Source organism: Pseudomonas syringae group sp. 243L2, assembly GCF_032587875.1.
Taxonomy (GTDB): Bacteria; Pseudomonadota; Gammaproteobacteria; order Pseudomonadales; family Pseudomonadaceae; genus Aquipseudomonas; species Aquipseudomonas amygdali.
In genome coordinates this window covers 33,612-53,803 of the sequence record NZ_JAWHPL010000005.1, presented here as the reverse complement: position 1 = coordinate 53,803, position 20,192 = coordinate 33,612, and the positions used below count along the sequence as shown (strand labels likewise).

Annotated in this window: 8 protein-coding genes; 3 read left to right on the top strand and 5 right to left on the bottom strand. The window is 62.2% G+C overall.

The features are described 5' to 3' along the window. Position 1: 1 nt before the first annotated feature. The 4 genes from RYB66_RS03340 to RYB66_RS03325 are packed head-to-tail and all read right to left on the bottom strand — an operon-like array spanning position 2 to position 4,645. A complete protein-coding gene (locus RYB66_RS03340) occupies positions 2 to 466 on the bottom strand; it encodes a response regulator (RefSeq protein WP_316893802.1) in 465 nt (154 codons plus the stop codon). Beyond that, positions 463 to 2,799, bottom strand: coding sequence for an ATP-binding protein (locus RYB66_RS03335; protein ID WP_316893801.1), 2,337 nt, complete (start codon positions 2,797 to 2,799; stop codon positions 463 to 465). The genes RYB66_RS03340 and RYB66_RS03335 overlap by 4 nt, the downstream gene beginning before the upstream one ends. Continuing rightward, complete coding sequence (locus RYB66_RS03330) at positions 2,796 to 3,464, bottom strand: response regulator (RefSeq protein ID WP_002552911.1); 669 nt, start codon at positions 3,462 to 3,464, stop codon at positions 2,796 to 2,798. Before RYB66_RS03330 ends, RYB66_RS03335 begins: the two co-directional genes overlap by 4 nt. Then, entirely contained in the window at positions 3,461 to 4,645 is a 1,185-nt protein-coding gene (locus RYB66_RS03325; RefSeq protein ID WP_057401603.1) for a sensor histidine kinase, read from the bottom strand. Before RYB66_RS03325 ends, RYB66_RS03330 begins: the two co-directional genes overlap by 4 nt. Positions 4,646 to 4,838: 193 nt before the next feature. Between RYB66_RS03325 and RYB66_RS03320 the strand changes: the two genes are divergently transcribed. Then, a complete protein-coding gene (locus RYB66_RS03320; protein WP_002552912.1) occupies positions 4,839 to 5,363 on the top strand; it encodes an SgcJ/EcaC family oxidoreductase in 525 nt (174 codons plus the stop codon). A gap of 71 nt (positions 5,364 to 5,434) precedes the next feature. Here RYB66_RS03320 and RYB66_RS03315 read toward each other — a convergent pair whose 3' ends face one another. Next, the gene (locus tag RYB66_RS03315) at positions 5,435 to 5,971 is read right to left on the bottom strand and encodes an RNA polymerase factor sigma-70 (RefSeq protein WP_002552913.1); all 537 of its coding nucleotides are present in this window, start codon (positions 5,969 to 5,971) and stop codon (positions 5,435 to 5,437) included. A 316-nt stretch (positions 5,972 to 6,287) separates the two neighbouring features. Between RYB66_RS03315 and RYB66_RS03310 the strand changes: the two genes are divergently transcribed. Beyond that, a complete protein-coding gene (locus RYB66_RS03310; protein ID WP_316893799.1) occupies positions 6,288 to 7,046 on the top strand; it encodes a thioesterase II family protein in 759 nt (252 codons plus the stop codon). Between the two features lie 96 nt (positions 7,047 to 7,142). Continuing rightward, positions 7,143 to 20,153 (top strand): non-ribosomal peptide synthetase, encoded by a 13,011-nt coding sequence (locus RYB66_RS03305; RefSeq protein WP_316893797.1) that lies wholly within the window; start codon positions 7,143 to 7,145, stop codon positions 20,151 to 20,153. Positions 20,154 to 20,192: the final 39 nt, after the last annotated feature.

Genomic DNA, 20,192 nt, shown 5'->3' with positions numbered 1-20,192 from the left:
CTCACTGTTGCGCCAGCGTCCATGGCTGGCGCAACAGCTCGATGTTTTCCGGCGGCACCAGCTTGCGCAGCGATTTATACAGCGCGCGGGTTTCCAGCAGGTTCCAGATACGCAACATGGTTTCCAGCGCATCCAGCGGCTTGCTGATGAAATCCCGTGCGCCCAGCGCCAGTGCGCGTAGTCGGGTATCGCGTGTCGCGTCGGCGGTCAGCACCATGATCGGCAGATAGTCATTGGCCGGAATGCGCCGGTTGAGCTGTTCCAGAACCGCAAAACCATCGAATTCGGGCATGTGTAGATCAAGCACCACCAGGTCCGGCTCAAAGCTGTTGAACAGGTCCAGCGTGCGCAACGGCTCGGTGCTGCTCAGCACATTGGTCAGGCCCTCGCGGGCAAGCAGTTGCTCCATCAGATCAAGGTTGGGCCGCTGGTCGTCAATGATCAGAATGCGAAAATCTCCGGTCATGTTGGCTCCGGTAAATACTGGTCCAGGAGGGCAAGAAACACCGGCACCTGAATGGGTTTGGTCAGAATGGCCGTTGCACCGGCCTGTTTCAGTTCGCAACTGGCTTTATCGCTGGTGTCGGCTGTAATCATCAGTACGGGGGTATTGGCCGTAGCCGGCAAGCGCCGCAGACGTTGCAGCACCTCAAGGCCTTTGATGTCCGGCAGGTTCAGGTCCAGCAGAATCAGCTGCGGCGCATGCTGGCGGGCCAGATCCAGCCCCAGCTGCCCCTGCATGCTCGACAGCAGCTGGATACCGGGCCTGCGCTGCATCAGCGTCTCGATCAAGGCCATGCTCGACAGGTTGTCTTCGATGCACAGCAGCTTGCCGTGATAAGCCGGGCGAGCAGGCGGGCGGGCGACAGGGGCGGCGTCAGCAGGCATGCCAGTCTGTGGCAGGGGAGCTGTGGGGGCGTGCACCAGAACAAGTGGCAGCTCCAGTATGAAGCGGCAGCCTTCAGCCGGTGTGTTCTGCACTGACAGGGTACCGTGCATCATTTCCAGCATGCTTTTGCTCAGCGCCAGCCCCAGCCCGGTGCCCTCGACGCTCGGGTTGGCATCCAGTCGTTCGAACGGTTTGAACAACTGCCCGATACGCTCTGGCGCAATTCCGTAGCCTGTATCGATTACGCTCACGGTAACGCGCTCGTCCGACTGCTCGACTTCAATCCGCACCTGACCTTCGGGACGGTTGTATTTGATGGCGTTGGACAGCAGGTTGAGCAACACCTGAATCAAGCGCTGGCGGTCCGCGACCACGCCAAGCTTGTCAGGCAACTGCGGCAACGCCTTCAATTCGATGTTGGCATCAGCCGCCATCGGCGAGACCAGCACCAGCGCTTCTTCAAGTACGCTCGACAGTGATACCGGCTCCAGGCTCAGGGACACATGCCCGGCTTCGATTCTGGCGATGTCGAGCACTTCATTGATCAGTTTCAGCAGGTGCTGGCCGGCTCTCAGGATATGGCCGATTTGCGGTCGCTGGCTTGCAGGCGAGTCCATGTCCAGCAACTGGGCAAAGCCCAGAATCGAGTTCAGGGGCGTGCGCAACTCGTGGCTCATGCGCGAGAGAAACTCGCTTTTCGCCCGGCTGGCCCGCTCGGCTTCCTCGCGGGCCGTACCCAGGGCTATTTCGGCGACACGACGATCACTGATGTCACGGGTGATCTTGGAAAAGCCGCGCAGTTCATCATTGCCATCGTATTGGGCGGTAATCACCACGCTGGCCCAGAAACGGCTGCCGTCCTTGCGTCTGCGCCAGCTTTCTTCTGTGTAGCGGCCGTTGACCGTTGCTTCACGCAATGCCATGTCAGGGTGTTGCGGACATTCCTCCGGCAGGTAGAAAACAGAGAAGTGCTTACCGATGATCTCTTGCTCTGTGTAGCCCTTGATGCGCTCGGCACCTGCGTTCCAAGTGGTGACATAGCCGTTGCGGTCCAGCGCAAAGATGCCGTAGTCCTTCACGCCTTCGATAATCAGCCGCAAACGTTCTTCATTGTCGCGCAGGGCGCGTTCGCGTTCGGCCAGCAATTGGCCGGCTTCGACCAGTCGGGTGCCGAGCTGGCCGATTTCGTCCTTTTCCGGGGGTTGGGGCAGCAACGGGTGCCCGAGCGCCAGCCGCTGAGCATTGCGTTGCACCTGATGCACTCTCGCGACGATGCCTTTGGACAGCATCAGCACGGCAAGAATGGCTCCGAATATTCCGCAGGCGGCTGCCAGCAGGGTCGAGCGCAGCAGGCGTTCGCGGGTAGCGGCCGCCGCTTCGGTGCGTTCGGCGAGCAAGGCGTCTTCGCGCTCGCGCATGATGCCGATCCGCTCGCGCAACTGGTCGAGCACGTACTTGTTTTCGACCAGAATGCGGGCAACGGTTTGTTGATCTTCCATGCTCATCGAGCGCAGTTTTTCCAGGCCGTCGACCTTGGTGTTGATCAGCGGCTCGATGGCTTTGAGGTGTTCGCGCATCTGCTCATCGCGCACATTGTCGTTGAGTCGCGCCAATGCCGCACCGATCAGCGGCTGCGCGTTGATGTAGCCAGGCAGGAAGTCTTCCTGATGAGTCAGCAGGTAGCCGCGTACGCTGGCCGCACCTTCTGCGATCTGGGTGTGCAGTGTCTGGATGTCGCCTTGCACCAGCAGCACACGGCGTACATCTTCCTCTGCCTGAGCGGTCTGGCGTTCAGCGATATAGATGAGCACCAGCGAGAACATGAGAATCGCCAGCGGCAAAGAAATGGCCACCAGCGCCTTGCCGCGTAACGGAAGGTCTTCCCAGCGACTGCTTCCGGTTGTCGTCATCGCCACTCGCTCGTCGACTGGCTCACCAGGCCCAGCGCCACGCCACGCACGGCGGCCTGAGTACGGTCCGAGGCACCCAGTTTGCCGATGACCTTTTCCACGTGTGCCTTGGCGGTGCCGGTAGTAATGCCGAGTTTTTCGCCGATTTCACGATTGCTGAAGCCGCCCGCCACCAGTCCCAGTACCTGACGTTCGCGGGGTGTGAGGGATTCCGGCAGAGCTGCGCCACTGGTGTTGCGCTCGGTCATGCGCCTTAGCAGGCGCGCACTGACGGTGCTGTTCAAGGCTTCTTCGCCACGGGCCACACGTTGCAGACCGGCGATTACTTCGTCGCGGCTGGCGTCCTTGAGCAGATAGCCCACCGCCCCCGCGCTGATCGCGGCTTCCAGATGATCAGTGCTGTCGTCCATGGTGAAAATCACCACTTTCAGGTCCGGCATACGCTGCTGGAGAATTCGCGCAGCGCCCAGTCCGTTGAGCACTGGCATGCGAATGTCGAGAATTGCGATGTCCGGTTGCAGTTCCTGGCACAGGTCGATGGCTTGCTGGCCGTCTGCGGCCTGGCCGACCACTTCGAATTCCGGATGCCCCGCCAGCAGCGAGACGAACCCGGTGCGGGTCACTTCATGATCGTCCGCCAAAACCAGTCGCACAGTGTCAGTCATGTTGTTGCCTTGTCTGCGGTAAAAGGGACGATGGCGCGCAGCCGGGTGCCGCGCTCAAGGCGGCTGAAGCAGGTCAGGCGACCGCCCAGAAGGCTGGCGCGTTCCTGCATGGCCACCAAGCCCAGCTTTTGAACGCTACTGCCGTTACGCGGCTTTTCGGTGATGAAACCCCGGCCGTTGTCTTCCAGGCTTAGTGAAACATTGTCGTTACTCAGTTCCAACGCCAATTCTACGCGGCTGGCACCGGCGTGTTTGAAGACATTGTTGATGCCTTCCTGAGCGATGCGGAATAACGCAATTTCCAGGTGGCTGGGCAAGCGTGCCTGGGAACGCGAAGTCCACTGCACGGCGATGCCCGCTTCACGCAGCCGGTCGGCTTCCTTGTCGACTGCCTGCAACAGCCCGAAATCATCCAGCACGCTTGGTCGCAGACCGCTGATCAACTGCCGACCTTCACCGACGCAGTGCTGCGCCAGCTTGAGAATGGCTTGCAGGTCGGCATCCAGCGGTTCAGGCAGTTGCGGACAGCGACCGGCAAAACCCTGCAGTCGCTGGTGCAGACCGGCGAGTGTCTGGGCCAGCCCGTCGTGCAGGTCGTAGGCCATGCGTTTGCGTTCGTCTTCCTGAGCGGTGAACAACTGGCGGACCAGTTCGGACATGGTGCGCTCTCTGACGACCAGCGCTTCAAGCAGCCGATTGTTTTCCAGATGTGCCGCCAGCAACGTTGCCAGCAGTTGCAGGGACTCGATGTCCTCATTGTCCGGGGCATTGATGCCTACGCTGTTGGCCAGCATCAAGGTGCCGAAACAGCCTTCGTCGGCACCACGCAACGGCAATAACAGCACACAAGGCAAGTCGGGACCGCTGCGCTCCAGCCATTGCGGGCCGATGGCCAGCGGGTCGGCAACTGTTTCAAGGGTACTCAGGCGGTCGGCATTGCCATGGCTGGCGGTGGTCTGCACATTGTTGTCGGTGCCCCATTCCAGCAGCAGGCCATGGTCCATGGCGACGAATGCGCAGGCGCGCTGCAGCACTCGCTGGCGCATGGCCTCGGGAGGTAATTGTGTCAGCTCCTGACCGGTATCCACTAACAGACGCAGGCGAGCAGCGCGGCTTTGCGACTGGCGATACTGATTGCGGATTGCCAGCGCGCTTGCCGGGTCATGGGGGGGGCTTTGCATGGGGAGCTCCAGCGAGGGTGGATGCCCGCGCGGGCATAACGGAAGTGACGCTATTAGAACTTTATCAGGAGATAAAGCCTATCTGCCGATTGGCATACACAGTTAACCCCGGTTGGCCGATGGCGCGCAGTGGCGGGGAGGGCAAAGTGGCACTCACTGAATCCCTGAACAGATACCCCGTAGGAGAGTAGCGATGAAAACTAAATTGACCGCCCTGGCCCTGTTGCTGGCTGTGAGTGCACCGATGGTTCAGGCTGCTGCCGAGCCGTCCGGCTACACCTACCGCATGGTGGCCGAGACGCCAAGCAATGTGAATGACAAGGAAATCGCCGGTCTGTTTGACCGCTGGAATAAAGCCCTGCAGACCGGTAACTCAAAGACAGTCGCCTCGTTGTATGCGCAGGACGCAGTATTGCAGCCAACGGTCTCCAATAAGGTACGTGCTACTCCGGCAGAGATTACCGACTACTTCGATCACTTCCTGGCGCTCAAACCGGTTGGCGAGATCAACTACCGTGAGATTCGTCGTCTGGGGCCTGATGCCGCTGCGGACAACGGTGTCTACACCTTCACTCTGACGGCTGCAGACGGCAAGAAAACCAAGGTACAGGCGCGTTATTCGTTCCTTTACCACCGCATCGGCAACGAGTGGAAGATTCTCAACCACCACTCTTCGGCCATGCCGGAAGTACAGCCTGAATATCAGGTCAGCCGCTGATCGACTGTCTATTCAAGGCAGAAACAAAAAATCCGGAGCCAGTGCTCCGGATTTTTTGTCTTTCTGAATTATCACGCTTCAGCGTTGGCACCGTTGACCTTGCGGCAATGAACAAGCGCATCGCGGATCATGAAGTTGACCAGCGTCGGCGACACACCCAGTTCCTTGGCGATGTCCTTTTGTGGCACGCCGTGCAGACGGTACATCTCGAACGCGTAGCGCGTGCGGGGCGGCAGTTCGGTCAGGGCGTCGGCAATTTTCTCCAGGCTGGAGAAGTTGATGTGCGAGGTTTCCGGCGATGCACCCTGAATGACCACATTCAGCCCCTCGGCCTCGGGGCCGGTGTATTTCTGTTCCAGCGCCTGCTTGCGGTAATGATCGATGGCCAGATTGCGCACGATCTGAAACAGGTAACTGAGCTGGGCCTTGAAAGTCAGCGTGGCTTGAGGTGCCGAGCGCAGTCTGAAAAAGGCGTCCTGCACTACGTCCTCGGCCCGGGACCGGCAACCCACGATGCGCGCCGCGATTTTGACCAGCAGCAAGTAGTTGTCGACGAATGCCTGGAGTAATGGTGAGTCGCACTTACTTGTGATTACGTGTTCCGTCATGGAATTCACCTTGCTGCTTGAACAATTGAGGGGGAGGGCCGCAGGAGGTGCAGCGCCGTCACATGGGGCAACAAATTAGCCTTAATGATAATTATTGTCAAATGCGAAAGCCAATCAGCGCACTTTAACAGTGCGGCCTCGTCAGGCGCGCTCTCGCGACGCGCATCTCCACTAATTATTTGCAGACGCCATCCGTTCTCATTGGTGACAGGCCCGACCACGGTTGCGGCCAGAGAATACCTCAGGAGAACCCCATGCGCTTCGATCACGCGCAACGCCGCTTTCACATCCGCGCCAACAGACGGACGGTTCAGATATGAGTACGTCCGTGAGCCTGACGCTGTTCTGCCTGCCTTTTTCCGGTGCCAGTGCGATGTTCTACAGCCCCTGGCGGCGCAAATTGCCGGAGTGGCTGAACGTACGGCCTCTGGAGCTTCCCGGCCGCGGTATGCGTATGGAAGAGGCGTTACAGACCGATATCGTGCAACTGGCCAACCGTCTGGCCGACGAAATCAGCGCCGAGCTGGACAAGCCCTATGCGTTGTTTGGCCACAGTCTGGGCGGGCTGCTGGCCTTTGAGCTGGCGCACGCCTTGCGCGAGCGCGGTCTGCCCGCACCGCTGGCGCTGTTCGCATCAGCGACTGCCGGTCCGGTGCGCCGCGATGTCAGCGAATACGTCGCCGCCAAGACCGATGCTCAACTGATCGACCGGCTGCGCACGCTCAAGGGCACCAGCGAAAACGTCATCGCCAATCAGGAGCTCATGCAGTTGATGCTGCCGATCCTGCGCGCCGATTTTCTGCTCTGCGGCAGCTTTGTGTATGGCGTGCGCGAGCCACTCAGCGTGCCGATCCATGTATTTGGCGGCAAGCAGGACAGCATCAGCGTCGAGGAACTGCTCGACTGGCAGGAAGAGACCCGCACCGGATTCTCTTTGGACATGTTCGAGGGCCATCACTTTTATCTGGTCGACGAGCAAACACAGCTGCTCCGTCTGCTGCGGCGCTATTGCGAACAGCACCTGGCCCGCTGGCGCAACAGCACCTCACGGCAAATGAACCGGGCCGCCGGTTGACCCTGTTTGCCTCGCGCGCGGCCTCTCTGCAGGGCGCGTGTCTTTTTTTGAAATTCAGATCTTATCTGGCACGCCGAATCTAGCAGGAACTCCATCATGGATGCGTTTGAACTCCCCGACACTCTGGCCCAGGCTCTTCAGCGTCGCGCCTTGCACACGCCGGATCGGCTGGCGCTGCGTTTCCTCACCGACGAGAAAGACCAGGGGCTGGTGTTGACCTACCGTGACCTGGACCTGCGCGCGCGGACCATCGCTGCTGCGCTGCAACGTCAAGCCGTGCCGGGTGATCGGGCAATTCTGCTGTTTCACAGTGGGCCGGACTATGTCGCTGCGTTTTTCGGCTGCCTGTACGCCGGGGTCATTGCGGTGCCGGCTTACCCGCCGGAATCCAATCGTCGTCATCATCAGGAACGGCTGCTGTCGATCATCGCCGATGCCGAGCCACGGCTGGTACTGACCGGTTCCGACCTGCAGCCCGCCTTGCTGCAGATGGATGAGCTGGCTGCTGCCGATGCCCCGCAACTGCTCTGCGTCGATACGCTGAACAGTGCGTCTGCCGACAATTGGCAGGGGCCACAATTGCAGGCCGACGACATCGCGTTCCTGCAATACACCTCGGGCTCGACCGCCTTGCCCAAGGGCGTGCAGGTCAGCCATGGCAACCTGGTTGCCAACGAACTGTTGATTCGTCATGGCTTTGGCATCGACGTCAATCCGGACGACGTGATCGTCAGCTGGCTGCCGCTGTACCACGACATGGGCCTGATCGGCGGCTTGTTGCAGCCGATTTTCAGTGGCGTTCCGTGCATCCTTATGGCCCCCGCTTACTTCCTCACGCGGCCATTGCGCTGGCTGGAAGCTATCAGCGAATACGGCGGCACCATCAGCGGCGGGCCCGACTTTGCCTACCAGCTGTGCAGCGCGCGGGTCAGTGATTCGGCGCTGGAGCGGCTCGACCTGAGTCGCTGGCGCGTGGCGTATTCCGGCTCCGAGCCTATCCGCGAAGACAGCCTGAATGTGTTTGCCGATAAATTCGCCAGTTGCGGCTTCACGCCTGACAGCTTCATGGCCTCCTATGGGCTGGCCGAAGCCACGCTGTATGTAGCGGGTGGCAAACGCGGCAAAGGCATTCCTTCGCTGCGTTTGAACGCGCAGGCGCTGGCGCGCAATGTGGCAGAGTTGGGCGACGGTCAGCCGGTCATGAGTTGCGGCACCGGCCAGCCGGGGCATGGCGTATTGATTGCCGACCCCGCCACACTGCAAATACTGGACGAAAACCGTATCGGCGAAGTGTGGGCCAGTGGGCCGAGCATCGCCCACGGTTACTGGCGCAACCCTGAAGCCACCGCCAAGGCGTTCGTCCAGCATGACGGCCAGACCTGGCTGCGTACCGGCGACCTGGGCTTTCAGCGGCATGGCGAGTTGTACATCACCGGTCGTTTGAAAGACATGCTGATCGTCCGTGGCCACAACCTGTACCCGCAGGACATCGAGAAAGTCGTCGAGCGCGAGGTCGATGTGGTGCGCAAAGGCCGTATTGCGGCATTTGCGGTCAATCAGGACGGTAGCGAAGGCATTGGGATCGCTGCCGAAGTGAGCCGCAGCGTGCAGAAAATACTGTCCGCCGAGGCGCTGATCAAGATCATTCGCCAAGCCGTTGCCGAGGCGTTTCAGGAGGCGCCGAGCGTTGTGGTGCTGCTCAATCCGGGCGCTCTGCCCAAAACCTCCAGCGGCAAGTTGCAGCGCTCGGCCTGCCGCACGCGTCTGGCCGATGGCAGCCTGGACAGCTACGCGGTGTTTCCCGCGAACGATACGACGCTTCAAAACCGGACCCTGAGCACAGGATCGGACCTGCAAGCGCAGATCGCCAGCGTCTGGTGCGAGCATTTGCAGTGTGAGCAGGTCAGCGCCGACGATCATTTCTTTCTGCTGGGCGGCAACTCCATCGTCGCCACCCAAGTGGTGGCAAGGTTGCGTGAAACACTGGGCATCGACCTGAACCTGCGCCTGCTGTTCGAAGCGCCGACGCTGGCCGCCTTTGCGGCGCAGATCGAAGCGCTTCAAATCGCCGCATCGCAAGGCGACAGCCAGACGCAGAACGCTATCGTCCGCCTGCCGGGCAACGAGCATCTGCCACAATCGCTGGCACAGAACCGCCTGTGGTTCCTTTGGCAACTTGACCCGCAAAGCAGCGCCTACAACATTCCCGGTGGTCTGTACCTGCGTGGCGAACTGGACACCACGGCGTTGCGTACCAGCTTCCAGCGCCTGATCGAGCGCCATGAATCGCTGCGCACGCGCTTCTATGAGCATGACGGTGTCGCCCTGCAGCGCATCGACGCGCCCGGTGAGTTCCATTTCGACACTCTGGATATCAGCGACCTGCCGAGCGACGAACGCCAGACGCGTGCGCTGGCGATCCGCGAAGAGCAGGCGCGTCTGCCATTCGATCTGCAAAACGGCCCGTTGCTGCGCGTTACGCTGCTGCGACTGGACGAGGAAGAGCATCAGTTGCTGGTCACGCTGCACCACATCATTGCCGATGGCTGGTCGCTGAATGTGCTGATCGACGAATTCTCGCGGCTCTATGCGTCGGCTGTTCAGGGGCAGCCACTGGAACTGGCACCTCTGCCACTGCGTTACGCCGACTATGGCCAATGGCAGCGCGAATGGCTGGCAAACGGCGAGGCCGAGCGCCAGCTCGACTACTGGAAGCAGCAACTGGGCGATGAGCAGCCAACCCTGGAATTGAGCACTGATCGTCCGCGCTCGGCACATCAGCAGCACAGCGCTTCGCGTTACAGCCTGCGCCTGAGTGCCGAGCTGAGCGCCGCCGTACGCAACACCGCGCAAGCCTGGCAATCAACGTCGTTCATGCTCTTGCTGGCGGGCTTCCAGGCCTTGTTGCATCGCTACAGCGGGCAGACCGACATTCGCATCGGCGTGCCCGGTGCCAACCGTCCTCGTCATGAAACCCAGGGCCTGATCGGCTTCTTCATCAACACCCTGGTGCTGCGTGCGCAACTCGATCCGCGCCTGCCGTTTTCCACACTGCTGGCCCAGACCCGCCAGGCCGCGCTGGACGCTCAGGCGCATCAGGACGTGCCGTTCGAACAACTGGTCGAAGCGTTTCCGCAGGCCCGTGAACGCGGGCTGTTTCAAGTCATGTTCAACCACCAGCAACGCGACCTCGGCGCACTGCGTCGTCTGCCGGGGCTGCTCGCCGAAGAACTGCCGTGGCACAGCCGCGAGGCCAAGTTCGACCTGCAACTGCACAGCGAGGAAGACCGTAACGGTCGCCTCAACCTGTCCTTCGATTACGCCGACGAGCTGTTCGAGTGCGACACCATCGTGCGTCTGGCGCGGCACTACGTTCAGTTGCTGACCCAGGTCAGTCAGCAGGCGCAGGTTGCGCTGGGCGACGTGCAATTACTTGGCGCTGACGAGCTGGCCGAACAGGCGCAGTGGAGCGCTGCCGCCTGCACGCCTGCACACATCTGGCTGCCTGAAATGCTGGAGCGTCAGGCGCTGCAAACCCCGGAACGCATCGCGCTGGTGTGGGAGGGCGGCAGCCTCGATTTCGCCAGCCTGCATGCCCAGGCCAACCGTCTGGCGCATTACCTGCGCGACAAGGGCGTCGGCCCGGACGTCAAGGTGGCAATCGCCGCCGAGCGTTCGCCGCAACTGTTGATCGGTCTGTTGGCAATCCTCAAGGCCGGGGGCGCCTACGTGCCGCTGGACCCGGATTACCCGATTGAACGACTGGCCTACATGCTGCAAGACAGCGGCGTCGAGCTGCTGTTGACCCAGAGCCATCTGCTCGGCGACCTGCCGAGCGCAGACGGGGTCTGCACGGTTGCGATGGACATGCTGCACCTGGACAACTGGCCGGTCAGCGCGCCGGGCCTGCACCTGCACGGCGACAACCTGGCCTACGTGATTTACACCTCCGGCTCCACCGGTCAGCCCAAAGGCGTCGGCAACACCCACGCGGCACTGGCCGAGCGCCTGCAATGGATGCAGGACACTTATGGGCTGGATGAAAGCGACGTGCTGATGCAGAAGGCGCCGATCAGCTTTGACGTGTCGGTCTGGGAATGCTTCTGGCCGCTGATTACCGGTTGCCGACTGCTGCTGGCAGGCCCCGGCGAACACCGCGACCCGCATCGCATCGCGCAATTGGTCAACGAGCACAATGTGACCACGCTGCACTTTGTGCCGCCCCTGTTACAGCTGTTTGTCAACGAGCCGCTGGCGCAGCAATGCACCAGCCTGCGTCGCCTGTTCTCTGGCGGCGAAGCGTTGCCGAGCGAACTGCGCAACCGGGTGCTGGAGCATCTGCCGGGCGTACAACTGCACAACCGTTATGGCCCGACCGAAACTGCGATCAACGTCACCCATTGGCAATGTCAGGTTAGCGACGGCCTGCGTTCACCGATTGGTCGTCCGCTGGGTAACGTGCTGTGCCGGGTGCTGGACAGCGAGCTCAACCTGCTGCCGCGTGGGGTTGCCGGGGAACTGTGCATCGGTGGCATCGGCTTGGCGCGTGGCTACCTGAATCGTCCGGGCCTGACCGCCGAGCGCTTTATCGCCGATCCGCTGGGCCAGCCGGGTGAGCGCTTGTACCGCACCGGCGACCTGGTGCGCTGGGCCGCTGACGGTGCGCTGGAATACCTTGGGCGTCTGGATCAGCAGGTCAAACTGCGTGGCTTTCGCGTCGAACCGCAGGAGATCGAAGCCCGTCTGCTGGCCCAGCCGGGTGTTGGTCATGCTGCCGTGCTGGTGCGCGAAACCGCCGCCGGCCCGCAACTGATCGGTTACTACACTGCCGAAGCCGGGCAGGATGTTCAGGCCGAGCGCATCAAATCGGCGCTGGCTCTGGAACTGCCGGATTACATGGTCCCGGCGCAGCTGGTGCGCCTCGACAGCATGCCGCTGAGCCCGAGTGGCAAGCTGGATCGACGCGCCTTGCCCGAGCCTCAATGGCAGACTCGCGAGCATGTCGAGCCGCAAACCGACCTGCAAAAGCAGATCGCCGCTGTCTGGCGCCAGGTGCTGGGCGTGCCGCGCGTCGGCCTGCGCGACGACTTTTTCGAGCTGGGCGGGCACTCGTTGCTGGCCACGCAGATCATTTCCCGGGTGCGTCAGGTCTGCGATATCGATTTGCCGTTGCGTGCGCTGTTCGAAGCCAGCGAGCTGGGCGCGTTTGTCGAACAGGTTCAAACCATTCAGCTGTCGGGCGAGCGCAGCAGCCTGCAACCGATCGCCCGTGTCGACCGCAGTCAAGCGGTGCCGCTGTCTTATTCCCAACAGCGTATGTGGTTCCTCTGGCAGATGGAACCGGACAGCCCGGCGTACAACGTCGGCGGCATGGCACGCCTGAACGGCGTGCTCGATATCGAACGTTTCGAAGCCGCGCTGCAAGCCTTGATCCTGCGCCACGAAACCCTGCGCACCACCTTCCCGAGCGTCAACGGCGTAGCCTGCCAGAAGGTCAGCGAACAGACCGGCCTGCGCGTGCAATGGCAGGATTACTCGGCCCTGCCTGCCGAGCTTCGTCAGCAGCGCCTTCAGGCACTGGCCGACAGCGAGGCGCATCAGCCTTTTGATCTGGAGACCGGTCCGCTGCTGCGTGCCTGTCTGGTCAAGGCGGCTGATCTTGAGCATTACTTCGTTCTGACCCTGCACCACATCGTCACCGAAGGCTGGGCGATGGACATTTTCGCTCGCGAACTGGGCCTGCTCTACGAAGCATTTCTGCAAGGCAAGCCGTCGCCGCTGGAACCGCTGGCGGTGCAATATCTGGATTACAGTGTCTGGCAGCGTCAGTGGATGGAGGCGGGCGAGCGCCAGCGCCAGCTGGATTACTGGACCGCGCAGTTGGGTAACGAGCATCCGCTGCTGGAACTGCCCGCTGACCGGCCACGCCCAGCGGTACAAAGTCACCAGGGCGAACTGTACCGTTTCGACCTGAATCCCGAACTGGCCGCCAAAGTCCGCGCGTTCAACGCCCGCAATGGCTTGACCCTGTTCATGACCATGACCGCCACACTGGCGGTGCTGCTCTACCGTTACAGCGGCCAGAATGACCTGCGCATCGGTGCGCCGGTGGCCAACCGCATCCGTCCGGAAAGCGAAGGGCTGATCGGCGCGTTCCTCAACACCCAGGTGCTGCGCGTGCAGCTTGACGGGCAAATGAGCGTTGCGCAGCTGTTCGAACAGGTTCGTCACACCGTCATTGAAGGCCAGTCGCATCAGGACCTGCCGTTCGATCATCTGGTCGAAGCCCTGCAACCGCCACGCAGCGCGGCCTACAACCCGCTGTTCCAGGTGATGTGCAACGTGCAGCGCTGGGAATTCCAGCAAAGTCGCGAGCTGGCGGGCATGACCGTTGACTATCTGGTCAACGATGCGCGTGCCACCAAATTCGACCTCAACCTGGAGGTCACTGAGCTGGATCACCGCTTGGGTTGCTGCCTGACCTACAGCACCGATCTGTTCGACGAGCCGCGCATCGCGCAGATGGCCGGGCACTGGCTGAACCTGCTACAAGCACTGCTCGCCGACCCGCAACAGCGCCTGAGTGAACTGCCGCTGTTGCAGGACGCCGAACGTCAGCAACTGCTCGACAGCCTGGGCGTCGAAGCCGGCGAACAACGGCTTGATCAGTGCATTCACAGCCTGTTCGCCGAGCAGGCCCGGCTGCGCGCAGATGCGCCTGCGTTGACCTTTGCCGGGGAAACCCTGAGCTACGCCGAGCTGGACGCCCGCGCCAACCAACTGGCCGGAATGCTGCGCCAGCGCGGCGTCGGCCCGCAGGTTCGCGTCGGCCTGGCGCTGCCGCGCTCGCTGGACATGGTCGTCGGCCTGCTGGCGATCCTCAAGGCCGGTGGTGCCTACGTGCCACTGGACCCGGAATATCCGTTGGAACGCCTGCACTACATGATCGAAGACAGCGGCGTCGGCCTGCTGTTGAGCGACCGTGCGCTGTTTGCCGCGCTGGGCGAGCTGCCTGCCGGTGTGGCCCGCTGGTGCCTGGAAGACGATCAGCCGCTGCTGGCGTCTTTCTCAACCGATGAACTGCCGTTTATCAGCCTGCCGCAGCATCAGGCGTACCTGATTTACACCTCCGGCTCTACCGGCAAGCCCAAGGGGGTGGTGGTGTCCCACGGTGAAATCGCCATGCATTGTCAGGCGGTGATTCGTCGCTTCGACATGCAGCCCGATGACTGCGAACTGCATTTCTATTCGATCAACTTCGATGCCGCCACTGAGCGCCTGCTGGTGCCACTGCTCAGCGGTGCGCGCGTGGTATTGCGCGCCCAAGGCCAGTGGGACGCCGAAGAAATCTGCACGCTGATTCGCCAGCAGCAGGTCAATATTCTCGGCTTCACCCCCAGCTATGGCAGCCAGTTGGCGCAGTGGCTGGCCACTCAAGGCCAGACCTTGCCGGTGCGCATGTGCATCACCGGCGGTGAAGCGCTGACCGGTGAACACTTGCAGCGTATTCGCGCAGTCTTCCAGCCGGAACTGTTGTTCAACGCCTATGGCCCGACCGAAACCGTGGTCATGCCGTTGGCCAGCCTGGCCCCGCAGCAATTGGAAGAGGGCGAAGCCAGCGTACCGATCGGTCGTGTGGTCGGGGCGCGGGTTGCCTATATTCTCGACGCCGATCTGGCCCTGGTGCCACAGGGCGCGAGCGGCGAACTGTATATCGGCGGTGCCGGTCTGGCGCAGGGCTACCATCAGCGCCCCGGCATGAGCGCCGAGCGCTTCGTGGCCGACCCGTTTGCCAGCAACGGCGGGCGTCTGTATCGAACCGGCGACCTGGTGCGCCAGCGCGCCGATGGGCTGGTGGAATATCTGGGGCGTATCGACCATCAGGTGAAGATTCGTGGCTTCCGTATCGAACTGGGGGAAATCGAAACCCGTTTGCTGGAACACGAGGCCATCCGCGAAGCCGTGGTGCTGGCGTTGGACACGCCGTCGGGCAAGCAACTGGCGGGTTATCTGGTCAGTGATGTGGCCGGGCAGGGCGACGAGCAGCAGGCGCAATTGCGTGAATCGCTCAAGTCGCACCTCAAGGCGCAACTGCCGGATTACATGGTGCCAACTCACCTGATCCTGCTCGACAGCATGCCGCTGACCGCCAACGGCAAGCTCGACCGACGCGCATTGCCTGCACCGGACCCGGAACTCAATCGTCAGCATTACGTAGCCCCGGCCAGTGAACTGGAGCAACAGCTGGCAGCGATCTGGTGTGCGGTGCTGAATGTGGAGAAAGTCGGCCTCAACGACAACTTCTTCGAACTGGGCGGCGATTCGATCCTGTCGATTCAGGTGGTCAGCCGGGCGCGTCAGGTGGGTATTCATTTCAGCCCGCGTGATCTGTTCCAGCACCAGACCGTGCAGACCCTGGCCGCCGTGGCGACCGCCAGCGAACTGATTCAGGCCGAACAGGGCCTACTGCAAGGCGCATCCGTGCTGACGCCGATCCAGCACTGGTTCTTCGACACGCCGATCCCCGAGCGTCAGCACTGGAACCAGTCGCTGGTGCTGGAACCGATCAATGCACTCGACCCGCGTCTGCTGGAGCAGGCACTGCGGGCGCTGCTCGAACAGCATGACGCACTGCGCCTGAGCTTCACCGGGCAAAACGGCAAATGGCAGGCCGAGCACCGCGCCGTCACCGCCGAAACCCTGTTAATACAGGCGCAGGTCGCCGACATGGCCGAATGTGCCGCGCTGTACGCCGACACCCAGCGCAGCCTCGACCTGCAAAACGGCCCGCTGTTGCGCGCCTTGCTGGTCGATGGTCCGCAGGGTCAGCAACGTCTGCTGATGGTCATTCACCACCTGGTGGTCGATGGCGTTTCGTGGCGGGTGCTGCTCGACGATTTGCAAACTGCCTATCGACAGTTGAGCGAAGCAACGCCAGTGCGCTTTGCCGCCAAGACCAGTGCGTTCCGTGACTGGGCCGCACGTTTGCAGGCCTACGCGGGTAACGAATCGTTACGTGAAGAGCTGCACGTGTGGCAGCGTCAGCTTGGCGGTCCAGTGGCGCAGTTGCCGTGCCACAACCCGCAGGGCGGCCAGCAGAATCGTCATGCGCAAACCGTCAGCGTGCGGCTGGATGCCGAACGTACCCGACAACTGCTGCAACAGGCACCCAGCGCATACCGCACTCAGGTCAACGACCTGCTGCTGACGGCGTTGGCGCAAGTGGTCTGCCGCTGGAGCGGGCAACCATCGACGCTGGTCCAGCTGGAAGGGCACGGCCGCGAAACCCTGTTTGACGACATCGACCTGACCCGCACGGTCGGCTGGTTCACCAGCGCTTATCCGCTGCGCCTCACGCCAGCAGTGGCTGGCGATGCAGCGCCGGGGGAGTCGATCAAGGCGATCAAGGAGCAGCTGCGTCAGGTGCCGCACAAAGGCCTGGGCTATGGCGTGCTGCGCTATCTGGCCGACAGTGCCAGCAAAGCCGCCATGCAGGCGCTGCCGGTGGCACCGATCACCTTCAACTACCTCGGTCAGTTCGACCAGAGCTTCGCCAGCGATGCGTTGTTCCGTCCGCTGGAAGAGTCAGCGGGCGCGGCCCACGATCCGCATGCGCCGCTGCCCAACGAGCTGAGCATCGACAGCCAGGTGTATGGCGGCGAACTGCTGCTGCGCTGGACTTTCAGTGCCGAGCGTTATCAACCCGCCGCCATCGAAGCGCTGGCGCAGGATTACCTGGCCCGGTTGCAGGCGCTGATTGCCCATTGCCTGAGCGATGGCAGCGGTGGCCTGACGCCTTCGGACTTCCCGCTGGCCGATCTGGATCAGGCGCAACTCGACGCACTGCCGGTCGCTGCGACGCACATCGAGGACGTCTACCCGCTGACACCAATGCAGGAGGGCATGCTGCTGCACACCCTGCTGGAACCGGGCACCGGCCTGTATTACATGCAGGACCGCTATCGCATCAACAGCGCGCTCGACCCAGAGCGTTTTGCCCAGGCCTGGCAGGCGGTGATCGCCCGTCATGAAGCGCTGCGCGCCTCGTTCTGCTGGGACATCGGCGAAACCATGCTGCAGGTCATCCACAAGCCGGGTAGCACGCCGATTGATTATCTGGACTGGCGTGACGTACCGGAGGACCAGCAGGAGCCGCGTTTGCAGGCCTTGCTCAAGTCCGAGCGCGAGGCCGGTTTCAACCTGCTCGATCAGCCGCCGTTCCACCTGCGCCTGATTCGCGTCGATGAAGCGCGCTACTGGTTCATGATGAGCAACCACCACATCCTCATCGATGCCTGGTGCCGTTCGCTGCTGATGAACGACTTCTTCGATATCTACACTGCGCTGGGCGAAGGTCGTGAAGCACAACTGACGCCTGCCCCGCGTTATCGCGACTACATCGGCTGGCTGCAGCGCCGTGGCCTGGCGCAGGCGCGTGACTGGTGGCAAGACAACCTGCGCGGCTTCGAACGGCCGACGCCGATCCCCAGCGACCGGCCGTTCCTGCGTGAACATGCGGGCGACAGCGGCGGCATGGTCGTGGGCGATTGCTACACCCGTCTCGATGAACGCGACGGCGCACGACTGCGCGAGCTGGCGCAGCAGCATCAACTGACCGTCAACACCTTCGCCCAGGCAGCGTGGGCATTGACCCTGCGGCGTATGAGCGGTGATCGCGACGTGGTGTTCGGCGTCACGGTGGCCGGTCGTCCGGTGGAACTGCCGCAAATGCAGCGCACCGTTGGGCTGTTCATCAACACCATCGCGCTGCGCGTCGGCATGCCCGGCGACGATCAGCGTTGCAGCGTGCGCCAGTGGCTGAGCCAGTTGCTGGACAGCAACATGCAACTGCGCGAGTACGAATACCTGCCGCTGGTGACCATTCAGGAAAACAGCGAACTGCCCAAAGGCCAGCCGCTGTTCGACAGCCTGTTCGTGTTCGAGAATGCGCCGGTGGAAGTCTCGGTGCTCGACCGTGCGCAAAGCCTCAACGCCACGTCGGATTCCGGCCGCACCCACACCAACTATCCGCTGACGGCCGTCTGCTATCCGGGCGATGATCTGGGCCTGCATCTGTCTTACGACCAGCGTTATTTCGATGAGTCCACCGTGCAGAACATGCTCGGCGAGTTCAAGCGTCTGCTGCTGGCGCTGATCGAGGGCTTCCACGGCGACATGAGCGAACTGGCACTGGTCAGCGAGCAGGAGCGCACGTTCCTGATCGAGGGCTGCAACCAGAGCGAGCACGCGTACCCGCTGGATAAAAGCTACGTCGAACTGTTCGAAGCGCAGGTCGAAGCACATCCGCAGCGCATTGCGGTCAGTTGCCTGGATCGCCAGCTCAGTTATGCCGAGCTGAATATTGCCAGCAACCGTCTGGGCCATGCCCTGATCGAGGCCGGTGTCAGTTTCGATCAGCCGGTTGCCTTGCTCGCCGAGCGTGGCGTTGAACTGCCGGGCATGATCATCGGCAGCTTCAAGGCCGGTGGCGGTTACCTGCCGCTGGACCCGGCGCTGCCCGATTCGCGACTGAGCGGCATCATCGGCCAGAGCGGCACGCCGCTGCTGGTGTGCAGCGCGCAATGTCTGGAACAGGGCAGGGCGCTACTTGAAGCGCTGCCCGAGTCCGCTCGTCCGCAGTTGCTGATCTGGGAAACTGTGCAGCAGCGCGAATCAGCGCAGCACAACCCCGGCCGCTACAGCGCACCGGAAAACCTCGCTTACGTGATTTTCACCTCCGGCTCCACCGGGCTGCCGAAGGGCGTGATGGTCGAGCAGCGCGGCATGCTCAACAACCAGTTGAGCAAGGTGCCGTACCTGAGCCTGAGCGAAAGAGATGTCATCGCCCAGACCGCTTCGCAGAGTTTCGACATCTCGGTCTGGCAGTTCCTCGCTGCGCCGCTGTTTGGCGCGCGGGTGGACATTGTGCCGAACGACATCGCCCGCGACCCGCAGGCCTTGTTGGCGCATGTGCAGGCCCAGCGCATCAGCGTGCTGGAAAGCGTGCCGTCGCTGATAACCGGCCTGCTCGCCGAGCAGCAGGCAACGCTCGACAGCCTGCGCTGGATGCTGCCTACCGGCGAAGCCATGCCGCCCGAGCTGGCCAGCCAGTGGCTGCAACGCTACCCGCAGATTGGGCTGGTAAATGCCTATGGCCCGGCTGAGTGTTCCGACGACGTGGCGTTCTTCCGCGTTGATGCAGCGTCCACACGCAGCGCTTATCTGCCGATCGGTTCGCCGACCGACAACAACCGCCTGTACCTGCTCGACGAAGCGCTGGACCTCGTGCCGCTGGGCGCAGTGGGTGAGCTGTGCGTGGCCGGGGCCGGAGTCGGCCGTGGTTACGTCGCTGATCCCTCGCGCAGCGTGCCGGTGTTCGTGCCGCATCCGTTCGGTGCACCGGGCGAGCGTCTATACCGCACCGGTGACTTGGCGCGGCGGCGCAAGGACGGCGTGCTGGAGTACGTCGGCAGGGTCGATCACCAAGTGAAGATTCGCGGTTATCGTATCGAGCTGGGCGAAATCGAAACCCGCTTGCTGGAGCATTCGGCGATCCGCGACACGGTGGTACTGGACGTCGACGGTCCGCTGGGCAAAGTGCTGGCGGCCTATCTGGTGCCAAGCGCTGCCACGCAGGATCCCGATGCGCTACGAGACGAGCTGAAAAACCATCTCAAAGCCAGCCTGCCGGACTACATGGTACCTGCGCATCTGGTGATTCTGGAGGCCATGCCGCTGACGCCGAACGGCAAGCTTGACCGCAAGGCCTTGCCTGCGCCGGACGTCAGTCAGGCGCAGCAGGAATACCTCGCGCCGCAGACCGAGATGGAGCAGCAACTGGCGACCATCTGGGCCGATGTGCTCAAGGTCGAGCGGGTGGGCATTACCGACAACTTCTTCGAGTTGGGAGGACACTCGCTGCTCGCTACCCAGGTCGTCACCCGTGCGCAGAAGCTGTTGCAGCGCAACGTGCCATTGCGGGCGATGTTCGAATTCAACACCGTTCAGGCGTTGGCCGAGCATCTGCAAAGCCTTGGCGGAGCGCAGGTTGACGAGCAGAAATTCGACCGTCTGGCGGACTTGATGGCGGAACTGGAAGGGCTCTGATCGGCCTCTCGTCGGCGCGCTGGCGTTGCGGATAAAAAA